Raw genomic sequence first — 12147 nt, 5'->3', positions numbered from 1 at the left:
ACGTTTCATCAAGTAGGTCCATGGCGCCTTGCTTCTCAGTTTCCTCCCCAAAAGGACCTAAGTATCCTTTTATAGTTTAACGCATAATTGAAGGAAAGAGAACTGTTTTCTTATGAACATCATAGATTCCCCTCTGGGTCACCCGGATATACGGGAGATGTGTCGAAGAGAAAAACAGGAGGCTGTAAATCGGGTCGTCGTGCTCATACCCTCTTTCTCTTAGCGCTTTTACGAACTTTTTCTCTTCCTCCATCACTTCTTCCATCGGTTTCGATGAAAGGAGTCCCATGATTTCTAACGGAATGTTGCTGGTGATTTCTCCATTTTCAACGAGGACAATGCCGCCTCCTTGCTGTTTTAACGCATTGAAAGCCACAATCATATCTTGTATACATTTTCCAATTAAAATAATATCCCCAGTTGTTGAGAATGAACTTGCAAGGCCAGATACCTTTTTTGCAAACCCTTTAATCATCGTCGGAATCTTCCACTTTCCATGCTTATCGAGCAGCAAGAAAAAACACTCATCATGGTCTTCTGCAAGCGTATCCCGGCTCGCTTCAACGCTTACTTGATACGGCTTTAAGATGACCGAGTTGACGAGCTCGATCCCCATCGGCATCGAAAAATGGAGCTCATCTACCGAGAGGTCCCAGTCGATTGTTAAACGCTTCATCCCAAAGTCTTCCCATGGAAATACGGAATCGGTACCATACCTTTGTCCGTCCCTCACAACCCATTGACCTTTCGCAAGGACAGACGTCGGAACAGGATTAAATACATTTTCTAAAAAGTTCAGATGAGCTATACGCCCTGGTGCAATCATGCCGAGCTCATAGTCCAAGCCGTAATATCTGGCAACATAATATGTGGCCATTCCATACGCATCCTTCGGTGGAATTCCTTCATCTAGGGCAATTTTAATCAGCCGATCCATGATTCCTTGCTCATAAAAGGATGGAGGTGATCCATCGGTTGTCAGCATACATCGACTAAAGTCATCAATGCCAAGCTCCTTCATTTCACGGAGAATCTTTTCCAGATCCGATCTTATCGATGAATGGCGAAGGGATGTCATATAACCGAGATCTAACCGACGTACGACCTCTTCCCCTGTCATTGCTTCATGATCGCTTGTGACTCCGAGCAAACTCATTTGCGTCAACGTTTTTTCCGAAGCGCCAGGAAAATGACCCTCGATGGGCTTTCTTAGCCGTCTCGTCTCCTGCATCCAATGGAGGATGCCGTCATCCCCTGTGATCACTTTTGGCCAAGATGTGAGTTCTCCACCTTGTACGACCAAAGGATGTTCAAGCCACTCTTTGATTTTCGAATTTAAGAAATGCCCCTCTTCATCATTCATTTCCGTTTGCGGATCGTAACGGCACCACCAGTACATAGAAGAGGGGAGCTCATCTAATGACTCAATCATAGAAAGCGCTTTCTTTTTTTCCAGCGCCAAAAAGAACATTAAGTTATCATTGATCAGTGTCGTAGTTCCCATCGCAGCCGCATAATTCGCAAAACTGTGGGGATTATATAATTGAAACGGGTGGGCATGGTGCTCAATATAACCAGGGACGATCACTTGTTGACCACAGTCAACCACTTCCGTTTCATCGTCAAGTTTTGCTGGCATGTCTTGCCCCACGTACACGATGCGATCTTGATAAATCCAAATATTCGCATCAAGCCATTTGCCTCGTACACTGTTAAGATACGTTGCATTTTTTAACACAAGGGTTGGAGCCATTTCCCCTCTAACGACAGCTAACTGTTGCCGAATTTGCTTTTTCGTCCAGCGATACTTTTGTTCACACATTCACATCACCCATCCAACTTTGCAAAAGATTGTGTTGAACCTATCGTACCATATATTTATGGTTTAACTCATTAAAGATGTGAAAATTTATTACAAATTAATTGAAAATATTTTGACAGAATGATGACCATTGGAGAGGAGTCCTAGCATGTATCCAAATATCGGAAGAGTAAATGCTTTAGTACGGATTACGGTCGGGTTAACGACCCTCGCATGGTCTAGTGCTCGAATGGTAAAGCGGCCCAATCACCCTTGCCTTATCATGACAGCGATGGCAGGTGCGATGAAAACAGCCGAAGGAATCACACGCTTTTGCCCAATGACCTATTTTCTTGAACGCAACGACTATGGGTTTTACGATGAGTACGCTGACGAAGAATGCGAACATTGCGAGCATGACGAGGAGCAGTCTAAGCCTTTCATGTAACAAAAAAGGGGGGCAGATCCTAATATTAGGATTCAGCCCCCTTTACATAAGGAGTGATTTTGATGACCATTAATATCCAAGAATACGCCACCGATACACTGTTTGTTTACGCTTTACTGATCGGAAGCATCATGGCAATTATTGCTCTGTTTGTGAGGAAACGGCGCGCTCGGCGATAACTTTGCTGCCAATGTCTTTTCGGTAAAATAACCCGTCGCTTTTCACCTTGTTTAGTTCCTCGTAAACAGCGGCTTGTGCTTCTCTTAATGTAGAGGCTTGTTTTGCGACAAGTAGAACACGTCCACCATTTGTCACAAGCTCTTCTTCTTCTCGTTTCGTTCCTGCATGGAACACAAGTGTGTCGTCTTCGAGCTGCTCTAGACCAGAAATGGTATACCCTTTTTCATAAGAACCTGGATAGCCTTTTGTCGCAAGGACGACACCTAGCACTGCCTGCTCGTCCCACTCAAGCTCAGGTACTTTGCCATCCAACAGGCTTTCAATGACGTTCACAAGGTCTGATTTTAGGCGCGGCAGAACGACTTGGGTTTCGGGATCACCGAAGCGAGCATTGAACTCAATGACTTTCGGTCCATCGGCTGTCATCATTAGCCCAGCGTATAAAATGCCTGTGAACGAACGTTCCTCTTGCATGAGGGCACGGGCAGTTGGGATTAAAATCTCGTTTACGGCCTGTTTTAATTGGACATCGCTAAATTGAGGAACCGGAGAATACGCACCCATTCCACCAGTGTTCGGCCCTTGATCACCGTCAAACGCCCGTTTATGATCTTGAGCTCCTACCATTGGAATCACCGTCTCACCATGAACGAACGCCATAAGAGACAATTCTTCTCCTTCTAAATATTCCTCAATGACGACACGGGCACCAGCACCACCAAATTTATCTTGGTTGAGCATATCATCAAGAGCTGCGATGGCCTCCTCGTTCGTCATCGCAACAACGACTCCTTTTCCAGCGGCCAATCCGTCGGCTTTAATGACGATCGGGGCTCCTTCTGCTTCGACATATGCCTTCGCTTCATCAAAGCTGGTGAAAACTTCATAGCTACCTGTCGGGATGTTATATGTTTTCATGACTTGTTTGGCATACGACTTGCTTCCTTCGATTTCAGCCGCTCGCTTCGACGGACCAAACACGCGCAATCCTTCTTCTTGAAAACGATCAACGATCCCTGCTAACAATGGCACCTCCGGACCAACAAAGGTAAGTCCGATTTTATTTTCCTTCGCAAATGCCACGAGTTGATCGTGGTCTTGCTCAGAGATCGCAACACATGTCGCAACATCAGACATCCCGTCATTCCCTGGTGCAACATAGACACTCTCAACCTTTTCACTTTGAGCAAACTTCCAAGCAATCGTATGCTCACGACCACCGCTTCCGATCACAAGTACATTCATTTCTACGACTCCCCCTTTCCTTAATGTTTAAAGTGTCTTACGCCTGTGAACACCATTGCGATACCATGCTTATCGGCATTTTCAATTGATTCTTCATCACGAATCGAGCCACCTGGCTGAATAATCGCCGTGATACCAGCCTTTGCTGCTAATTCTATCGTATCTCCCATCGGGAAAAACGCATCGGAACCCATGACAGAACCGGCTGCTTTTTCTCCCGCCTGTTCAATTGCAATTTTCGCTGCACCTACTCGGTTCATTTGGCCCGCACCAACACCGACCGTCATTTGTCCGTCCGCTAAAACGATCGCATTCGATTTAACATGTTTCACGACACGCCACGCTAGTTTTAACGCTTCCCATTCTGCTTCCGTTGGCTCACGCTTGGTCGGGATTTTAATCTCTGCCTCTTCAAAGCCGTACGTATCTTCCTCCTGTACGAGGGCCCCACCATGGATGGAAGTTATTCGTTTTTCAGCTCGATTCTCTTCGTTCAACGGCAACATTAGCAAACGTAAATTTTTCTTTGATGTTAATACGTCTAACGCCTCCTCGCTAAACGACGGGGCAATGATAATTTCTAAAAAGATTTCTTTTAACGTCTTCGCTGTCTCAACATCCACTTCTCTGTTCAAAGCAATAATTCCGCCAAAAATCGAGACAGGGTCTGCTTCATACGCTTTATCGAACGCTTCTTTAATCGTTTCACCTGTCCCAACGCCGCAAGGGTTCATATGCTTGACGGCAACTGCCGCTGGCTCTTTGAATTCCTTAACAATCGATAGCGCAGCATCTGCATCGTTAATGTTGTTGTACGACAATTCCTTCCCGTGCAATTGCTTCGCATGGGCAATCGAAGCTTTGCCCCCGAGCGGTTTTTGGTAAAAGGTCGCCTTCTGATGAGGGTTTTCCCCATAGCGTAAATCTTGCTTTTTCTCAAACGTTACCGTGAGTGACTCAGGACTCTCTTCGCCAACAGCATCGGTTAAATATTCTGCAATCATTGCGTCGTACGCAGCCGTATGACGGAAAACTTTTGCTGCCAGACGGCGCTTCGTTTCTGTTGCAACGTTTCCTTGATCCGCTAGCTCCTTGAGCACTGTTTCATAATCGACAGGATCGACGACAACCGTTACATGCTGGTGGTTTTTCGCCGCTGCCCGCAGCATACTCGGACCGCCGATATCAATATTTTCAATCGCATCAGCAAATGTGGCCTCGGGCTTCGCAATTGTTTGCTGGAACGGATATAGGTTCACGACGACAAAATCGATCGGACGAATGTGATGCTCGTTTAATTGGGCCAGGTGCTCGTCCCGCTCACGCATGGCAAGCAACCCACCATGAATGTTCGGATGGAGAGTTTTTACACGACCATCTAAAATTTCCGGAAAGCCTGTGACATCAGAAATACCGGTAACAGGGATTCCCGCCTCTTGAAGGGCGCGCTTCGTTCCACCTGTGGAAACAATCTCAACCTCATGCTCGACAAGAGCTTTCGCAAAAGGGACAATTCCTTCTTTATTCGATACACTCACTAATGCACGACGTTTCATGTGTGACTCTCTCCTTATTTTGAAAGCAGCTTGTGCAACGTGGCTGGATAAAGCCTGTGCTCGACTGCTTGAATTTTCGTTGTTAACGTTTCAAGAGTATCTTCCTCTTCAATCGAAACGGGTTCCTGGGCGATAATCGGTCCAGTATCCATTCCTTCATCTACGTAATGGATCGTGACGCCTGTTACTTTCACGTTCGCCCTTATCGCTTGTTCGATCGCATGGAGTCCTGGAAATGCAGGTAAGAGCGATGGATGGATGTTCACAATTCGCCCCTCATACGCTCCAAGCAACGTCGGTCCCACTAGACGCATATAACCTGCTAACACAACAAAATCGATCTGTTTTTCCTTTAGCAGCTGGACAACTTCTATTTCATACGCTTCCTTAGATGGATACGTTTTTGGGTCTAAAGCACAGACAGGAATTTCGTGAACCTTTACACGCTCCACCACTTTTGCCCCGGGTTTATCCGTGATTAAAAGAGCGACTTCACAAGGAAGCTGCCCTGCCTTTTGTGACTGAATAATCGCTTCGGCATTCGTCCCGCTACCGGAAGCAAAGATGGCTACTCGCTTCATTCGAATGCTCCCCCAATCACAACTCCGCTCGTATCGGTCACACGTCCAATAATGTACGCATCTTCTCCTGTTTCTTGAATCTGGCGAATAACATGTGGTGCATCATCACTCGAAACAACGACCGCCATACCAATCCCCATGTTAAAGGTTGAAAACATATCTTTCGCGGACAACTGTCCAGTCTCTCGAATGAACGAAAAGATCGGAGGCACCGGCCAAGAACCGTAATCAATTTCCGCCCCTAACCCTTCTGGAAGCATGCGCGGCACATTTTCATAAAAACCGCCACCTGTAATATGAGAAAGTCCTTTTACTTTGCCTGTCTTTAACGTTTGGAGAACGGTCTTTACGTAAATCTTTGTTGGTGTCAACAACTCTTCTCCAAGTTTTTTCCCGAGGGCGGGAATCTCTGAATCAAGGGTGTATCCGTGATCGTGAAGAAGAATCTTGCGCACAAGAGAAAAGCCATTGCTATGAACACCGCTCGATGGTAAGCCTAAAATGAGGTCACCACTCTCAATGTCTGCTCCTGTCACAAGGTCAGCCTTTTCAACCGCACCAACAGCAAAGCCTGCCACATCATATTCTGTCTCGTCATACATTCCCGGCATTTCCGCTGTTTCTCCACCGATAAGAGCGCAACCTGCTTGCTCACAACCATCGGCAATTCCTTTCACAATCGCTTCGATTCGTGCAGGTTCCGATTTTCCACAAGCAATGTAGTCAAGAAAATAGAGTGGCTCAGCTCCTTGGACGACAATATCATTCACGCACATCGCGACAGCGTCGACCCCGATCGTATCGTGCTTATTCATTTGAAAGGCAAGCATGAGCTTTGTGCCAACTCCGTCTGTCCCCGACACGAGAACAGGTTCCTTCATGTTAAGCGCCGATAAATCAAACATTCCTCCAAAAGAACCGAGGCCGCCGATGACCTCGGGACGTGCGGTGCGAAGGACGTGTTTTTTCATGCGTGCCACAGCCTCATAGCCTGCTTCAATATCGACCCCTGCTTGTTTGTATGCATCTGACATGGTCTGGACCTCCTATACCGGTAAAAGCTTGTCGTGTGGATGAAGTGTATCAGGATAAATTTCTGTCGGGTATTGTCCGGTAAAGCACGCTAAACATTGTCCGCATGAAGACACTTCATTTGAACGGCCAACCCCTTTGACAAGACCTTCTAAGCTTAAAAAGGATAACGAGTCTGCCCCCATTTGCTTGCGCATCTCTTCAATCGAATGAGTGGCTGCAATTAACTCTTCTTTTGTTGACGTATCGATCCCATAAAAGCACGGATGCTTAATCGGTGGCGCACTAATGCGAACATGCACCTCTTTCGCTCCCGCTTCACGCAGCATATTGACAATTCGCCGGCTCGTCGTCCCACGTACGATGGAGTCATCAATCATGACGACACGCTTGCCTTCCACAACTCCACGTACAGCGGAAAGCTTCATCTTGACTCCTTGTTCGCGCAACGCTTGGGATGGCTGAATAAACGTTCGTCCTACATAGCGATTTTTGATTAAGCCTAACTCATACGGAATCCCTGACTGCTCAGCATAACCAATCGCCGCTGAGATACTGGAATCAGGTACTCCCGTCACGACATCTGCTTCTACTGGAGCTTCAATCGCGAGTTGCTTCCCTAAATTTTTCCGAGCTGTATGAACATTGATCGTGTCCACGTTGCTATCAGGACGTGCGAAGTAAACATACTCCATGCTACAAATGGCACGGGCCGCTTCGCCTACAAACCGCTCTGACGTAAGACCGTCGTCGTTAATCGTCACGAGCTCCCCAGGCTCCACTTCACGCACATATTCAGCACCGATGACGTCAAAGGCACATGTTTCAGAGGCAACGACGTAGGCTTCTCCCAATCGACCGATGGAAAGGGGGCGCAAACCATTCGGATCAAGTGCGACCATGAGCTCACGTTCCGTCATCACCGCAAAGGCATAGGCTCCTTTAAGCATGGAGAGCGAGCTTTTCAACTGCTCCCGAATATGGTGATATCCGCTTCGCTTAATGAGATGGGCGAGCACTTCTGTATCGGACGTTGATTGAAAAATACTTCCCTGATTCTCCAATTGATTTTTTAAATGGTTCGCATTGACGAGATTTCCGTTATGGGCGATCGCAAGGCTACCAATCTGTGAACGGAAGACAAGGGGCTGAACGTTAGCATAGCCCCCGCCTCCTGCCGTCGCATAGCGAACGTGACCGACAGCTGCCTTTCCTTTTAACGAATCAAAAATATCAGGATTAAAGACATCATTAACTAAACCGAGTCCTTTGTGAACCGACAGTTGATGGCCATCTGTCACAACGATTCCAGCGCCTTCTTGCCCGCGATGTTGGAGGCTGTGCAAGCCGTAATAAGCTACTTGTGCCGCATCTTCATGACCCCAAATCGCAAACACACCACATTCTTCGTTTAAGCCTTTGATTTCAGCAAACATGGGATAGCTCCTTTCCAAGCTTCGAGCATTTCATTTACACTCGCTTGCAGGACTTGAGCGCCGTTTACATCCTGAATGTTTAATTGAGGATGGTCTGTCACTTGCCCAAGATGAATCGCGTCCTCCACTAATGATTCAAAAATGGCTTGCTTCTCTTTCGGAACAGAGACTAGGAAACGAGACTGAGATTCTGCAAACAATTCCGTCGTCCATTCACCATCAATGACAACATCCGCACCTACAGCTTCTCCCATCATGGACTCCGCTAGCGCAACAGCTAGGCCACCCTCTGCTATATCATGGGCAGAAGCGACAGCACCTGCTCGAATCGCTTCAAGCAATTGCTCCTGTCTTTTCTTCTCAACCGCTAAATCAATAGCTGGTGCTTTTCCTGAAATTTCGCCGTTCACTAACTTTTGCAATTCACTACCACCGAATTCAGCTTTCGCTTCGCCGATTACATAAATCAAGTCGCCTGCTTTTTTGAAGGCTTGAGTCGTAATATGGCCCACATCTTCAATAAGACCGACCATGCCGATAACGGGTGTTGGATACACGGCGACACCGTTCGTTTCATTATAAAGCGACACATTCCCGCCGATGACTGGTGTTCCTAACTCACGACAAGCTTCACTCATCCCATCTGTTGATTTCTCTAGCTGCCAGAAAATTTCTGGTTTCTCAGGGTTTCCGTAGTTCAGGCAATCTGTCACTCCTAACGGAACTCCGCCTGAGCAGACGATATTGCGGGCTGCTTCAGCGATGGCAATCTTTCCACCTACTTCTGGGTCAAGGAAAAGGTAGCGAGAGTTACAGTCCGTTGTCATTGCTAATGCTTTTTTCGTTCCGCGAATCCGTACCACTGCCGCATCCGAGCCTGGACTTACGACCGTATTTGTCTGAACCATGTAGTCGTATTGCTCGTAAACCCACTCTTTGCTGGCGATCGTTGGCTGCTGTAAAAGGGACAGCAACGTATCTTTCACGTCTGCGATTGTTGGAATCCATTGCGTTTTCTCGCTTTGGAACGCTTCATAATATGCAGGAACCTTCGACGGTTTATGATAGACAGGTGCATCCTCTGCCAACGCATCAACTGGAACATCGGCGACAACTTCGCCTTTGTGTAGAAGGCGCAACTTCTTATCGTCGGTCACTTGACCAACTTCAACTGCATGTAATCCCCAATGGGCAACGATATCTTTAATCTCTTGCTCTCGACCTTTTTTGACGACGATTAGCATGCGCTCTTGCGACTCGGAAAGCATCATTTCGTATGGCGTCATTCCTTTTTCACGCTGAGGAACATGATCCAAATTCATCTCAATACCGGAGCCTGCTTTACTTGCCATCTCCGCTGAAGATGACGTTAACCCAGCGGCACCCATGTCTTGAATTCCAACAAGGGCATCTGATTTGATAAGTTCAAGACACGCTTCAAGGAGGAGCTTCTCCATGAACGGATCGCCCACTTGGACAGCTGGACGCTTCTCTTCCGAAGCTTCGCTTAATTCCTCAGAAGCAAACGTAGCACCGTGAATTCCATCGCGGCCCGTGCTTGCACCGACGTACATGACCGTGTTGCCAACACCTTTTGCTTGCCCTTTTTGAATATCTTTATGGTCGATCAAACCGACACACATCGCATTCACGAGGGGATTTCCTTCATAGCATGGATCAAACTGCACTTCGCCGCCAACCGTTGGGACACCAACACAGTTTCCATAGCCGGCAATTCCAGCGACAACTTCTTCAAATAAATAGCGGACTTTCGGTGATGTCAACTCTCCGAAACGTAATGAGTTTAGTAACGAAATTGGACGAGCCCCCATGGAAAACACATCTCGCAATATCCCACCAACGCCTGTTGCTGCTCCTTGGTATGGCTCAATCGCCGATGGATGGTTATGGCTCTCAATTTTAAATACGACTGCTTGTTCGTCGCCAATATCAATGATCCCCGCACCTTCTCCAGGTCCTTGAAGCACCTTATCGCCATCAATCGGGAATTTTTTCAGTAGCACTTTCGAATTTTTGTAGCTACAGTGCTCTGACCACATGACGGAGAAAAGTCCCGTCTCCGTATAGTTCGGCAAGCGTCCAAGAATGGATTCAACAAGGGCAAACTCCTCATCAGTTAAGCCCATTTCTCGGTAAATTTTCTGTTCTTTCACTTCGATTGCCGTAGGTTCACGGTGTAACGACATGGGATTCCCTCCAATTTCGTAAAATCGATTTAAATAAGCGCAGACCGTCTTCGCCGCCCACAAGCTGCTCGACTGCTCGCTCTGGGTGTGGCATCATACCTAAAACATTACCTGCTTTATTGACGATGCCGGCAATGTGGTTACGTGAGCCATTCACACGATCGGTATAGCGAAACACGACTTGGTTGTTCGCCTCAAGCTGCTTGAGTGTTTCATCATCACAATAATAGTTCCCCTCTCCATGGGCTACTGGAATCGTAATCGTTTCCCCTTGCTCATACTCTGAGGTAAAGAAAGTGTCGTTGTTTTGTACTTCAAGCTCAACCGGTTTACAAATAAACGTCAGCTTTTCGTTGCGAAGCATCGCGCCAGGCAGGAGCCCTGCTTCTAACAATACTTGAAATCCGTTGCACACGCCGAGCACAGGGACGCCTTCGTTCGCCGCGCGAATCACATCCTCCATAATCGGAGAAAAGCGAGCGATGGAGCCTGAACGGAGGTAGTCACCGTATGAGAAACCCCCAGGTAGTAAAATCGCATCATAGCCTTCAACGCTCGTTTCAGTATGCCAAAGGTAGTCGACCTCTTCACCTAAAGCGTCTTTCACGGCATGATACATGTCAGCGTCACAGTTGGATCCTGGAAATACGATGACAGCAAACTTCATGACGGGATAACCTCCTCCACTTCGTAGCGATAATCTTCAATCACGGTGTTGGCGAGGAGCTTTTGACACATGTCATGGATACGCTCGTCAAGATCGCCCTCTCCTTTTTCTAATGTTAACTCCATATATTTTCCAATTCGAACCTCGTTCACTTCTGTGAATGATAATGCATGAAGTGATTTTTGTACGGCACTCCCTTGAGGATCGAGGACACTTTCTTTCAGGGTGACATATACTTTTACTTTGTACATGATGAGCCTCCTATTTCAATTTCGGCGCGTTACGCCTTTTGTTCAATTCGCGTTAAAATTTGTTCATAGCCGTCTTGCAAGTTTCCTAGATTTCGTCTAAATAAATCTTTATCAAATCGCTCTCCAGTCTTCGCATCCCATAATCGGCATGTATCTGGGGAGATTTCATCCGCTAGTAAAATGGCACCATCTGCTGTTACGCCAAATTCTAGCTTGAAGTCAACGAGCTTTACCCCGATTCCTGCAAAGAAAGTCGTGAGCGCATCATTCACTTCGATCGCCTTCACTTTCAAAATGTCTACTTGTTCTTTCGTCGCTGCTTGCAAAATCGCAATATGATCCTCTGTGACAAGGGGGTCACCTAGATCGTCATCTTTGTAGTAAAACTCAACTAACGGTTTTTCTAACGGTGTGCCCTCCTCGATTCCGATCCGTTTCGCCAAGCTACCAGCGATCACGTTTCGGACGACCACTTCAAGGGGGATAATCGTCACCTGATGGATGAGCTGTTCCGTTTCTGATAAGCGTTTGACGAAATGAGAGTCGACCCCCTGTTCCTTGAGATAGGAGAAAATGAGCGAGGAGATTTCATTGTTCAATCGAGCTTTCCCTTCAATTGAAGCTTTTTTCTCCCCGTTAAAAGCGGTCGCGCTATTTTTATACTCGACCCAAAGGAGCCCTTCTTCGTCGGTCCGATAAATTTTCTTTGCCTTACCTTCATATAAAAGGTCATGCTTTTCCAT

Annotated in this window: 12 protein-coding genes; 2 read left to right on the top strand and 10 right to left on the bottom strand. The window is 46.9% G+C overall.

Annotated features, from left to right (window positions below):
* Nucleotides 1–76: 76 nt before the first annotated feature.
* Nucleotides 77–1822 (bottom strand): adenine deaminase, encoded by a 1746-nt coding sequence (locus FED51_RS03560; RefSeq protein ID WP_053432411.1) that lies wholly within the window; start codon nt 1820–1822, stop codon nt 77–79.
* A gap of 148 nt (nt 1823–1970) precedes the next feature.
* On the opposite strand from FED51_RS03560, the gene FED51_RS03555 reads away from it, so the two are divergent.
* The gene (locus FED51_RS03555; protein WP_010896812.1) at nt 1971–2249 is read left to right on the top strand and encodes a YgaP family membrane protein; all 279 of its coding nucleotides are present in this window, start codon (nt 1971–1973) and stop codon (nt 2247–2249) included.
* Between the two features lie 62 nt (nt 2250–2311).
* Nucleotides 2312–2428, top strand: coding sequence for an EYxxD motif small membrane protein (locus FED51_RS21685; protein ID WP_010896811.1), 117 nt, complete (start codon nt 2312–2314; stop codon nt 2426–2428).
* On the opposite strand, the gene purD is transcribed toward FED51_RS21685, so the two are convergent.
* Genes purD through purC form a run of 9 tightly spaced genes read right to left on the bottom strand, consistent with a single transcriptional unit; the run spans nt 2388 to nt 12147 of the window.
* Entirely contained in the window at nt 2388–3674 is a 1287-nt protein-coding gene (gene purD / locus FED51_RS03550) for a phosphoribosylamine--glycine ligase (protein ID WP_053432410.1), read from the bottom strand. The two genes, FED51_RS21685 and purD, sit on opposite strands and share 41 nt — an antisense overlap.
* Before the next feature lie 20 nt (nt 3675–3694).
* On the bottom strand, nt 3695–5230 hold the full coding sequence (gene purH / locus FED51_RS03545; protein ID WP_053432409.1) for a bifunctional phosphoribosylaminoimidazolecarboxamide formyltransferase/IMP cyclohydrolase: 1536 nt from the start codon (nt 5228–5230) through the stop codon (nt 3695–3697).
* 14 nt (nt 5231–5244) lie between these two features.
* Nucleotides 5245–5811, bottom strand: coding sequence for a phosphoribosylglycinamide formyltransferase (purN, locus tag FED51_RS03540; protein ID WP_053432408.1), 567 nt, complete (start codon nt 5809–5811; stop codon nt 5245–5247).
* Nucleotides 5808–6845 carry a phosphoribosylformylglycinamidine cyclo-ligase gene (gene purM / locus FED51_RS03535; RefSeq protein ID WP_010896807.1) on the bottom strand — a complete coding sequence of 346 codons (1038 nt, stop codon included), beginning with the start codon at nt 6843–6845 and terminating at the stop codon, nt 5808–5810. Before purM ends, purN begins: the two co-directional genes overlap by 4 nt.
* A 12-nt stretch (nt 6846–6857) precedes the next feature.
* The gene (gene purF, locus FED51_RS03530; RefSeq protein ID WP_010896806.1) at nt 6858–8279 is read right to left on the bottom strand and encodes an amidophosphoribosyltransferase; all 1422 of its coding nucleotides are present in this window, start codon (nt 8277–8279) and stop codon (nt 6858–6860) included.
* A complete protein-coding gene (gene purL / locus FED51_RS03525; RefSeq protein WP_053432407.1) occupies nt 8255–10486 on the bottom strand; it encodes a phosphoribosylformylglycinamidine synthase subunit PurL in 2232 nt (743 codons plus the stop codon). The genes purF and purL overlap by 25 nt, the downstream gene beginning before the upstream one ends.
* On the bottom strand, nt 10470–11153 hold the full coding sequence (purQ, locus tag FED51_RS03520; protein WP_010896804.1) for a phosphoribosylformylglycinamidine synthase subunit PurQ: 684 nt from the start codon (nt 11151–11153) through the stop codon (nt 10470–10472). The genes purL and purQ overlap by 17 nt, the downstream gene beginning before the upstream one ends.
* Nucleotides 11150–11404, bottom strand: coding sequence for a phosphoribosylformylglycinamidine synthase subunit PurS (gene purS / locus FED51_RS03515; RefSeq protein WP_010896803.1), 255 nt, complete (start codon nt 11402–11404; stop codon nt 11150–11152). The genes purQ and purS overlap by 4 nt, the downstream gene beginning before the upstream one ends.
* Before the next feature lie 29 nt (nt 11405–11433).
* Nucleotides 11434–12147 carry a phosphoribosylaminoimidazolesuccinocarboxamide synthase gene (gene purC / locus FED51_RS03510; protein ID WP_010896802.1) on the bottom strand — a complete coding sequence of 238 codons (714 nt, stop codon included), beginning with the start codon at nt 12145–12147 and terminating at the stop codon, nt 11434–11436.

Source organism: Halalkalibacterium halodurans (genome assembly GCF_005671335.1).
GTDB lineage: Bacteria > Bacillota > Bacilli > Bacillales > Bacillaceae_D > Halalkalibacterium > Halalkalibacterium halodurans.
Note: the sequence above shows the minus strand (reverse complement) of the source record. Positions and strands in the feature narration are given on the sequence as shown.

What these genes read in the sequence shown, in the direction of transcription:
- FED51_RS03560 (WP_053432411.1), bottom strand. Translation starts at nt 1,822, where the DNA reads ATGTGTGAACAAAAGTATCGCTGGACGAAAAAGCAAATTCGGCAACAG.
- FED51_RS03555 (WP_010896812.1), top strand. Translation starts at nt 1,971, where the DNA reads ATGTATCCAAATATCGGAAGAGTAAATGCTTTAGTACGGATTACGGTC.
- FED51_RS21685 (WP_010896811.1), top strand. Translation starts at nt 2,312, where the DNA reads ATGACCATTAATATCCAAGAATACGCCACCGATACACTGTTTGTTTAC.
- purD (WP_053432410.1), bottom strand. Translation starts at nt 3,674, where the DNA reads ATGAATGTACTTGTGATCGGAAGCGGTGGTCGTGAGCATACGATTGCT.
- purH (WP_053432409.1), bottom strand. Translation starts at nt 5,230, where the DNA reads ATGAAACGTCGTGCATTAGTGAGTGTATCGAATAAAGAAGGAATTGTC.
- purN (WP_053432408.1), bottom strand. Translation starts at nt 5,811, where the DNA reads ATGAAGCGAGTAGCCATCTTTGCTTCCGGTAGCGGGACGAATGCCGAA.
- purM (WP_010896807.1), bottom strand. Translation starts at nt 6,845, where the DNA reads ATGTCAGATGCATACAAACAAGCAGGGGTCGATATTGAAGCAGGCTAT.
- purF (WP_010896806.1), bottom strand. Translation starts at nt 8,279, where the DNA reads ATGTTTGCTGAAATCAAAGGCTTAAACGAAGAATGTGGTGTGTTTGCG.
- purL (WP_053432407.1), bottom strand. Translation starts at nt 10,486, where the DNA reads ATGTCGTTACACCGTGAACCTACGGCAATCGAAGTGAAAGAACAGAAA.
- purQ (WP_010896804.1), bottom strand. Translation starts at nt 11,153, where the DNA reads ATGAAGTTTGCTGTCATCGTATTTCCAGGATCCAACTGTGACGCTGAC.
- purS (WP_010896803.1), bottom strand. Translation starts at nt 11,404, where the DNA reads ATGTACAAAGTAAAAGTATATGTCACCCTGAAAGAAAGTGTCCTCGAT.
- purC (WP_010896802.1), bottom strand. Translation starts at nt 12,147, where the DNA reads ATGGAAAAGCATGACCTTTTATATGAAGGTAAGGCAAAGAAAATTTAT.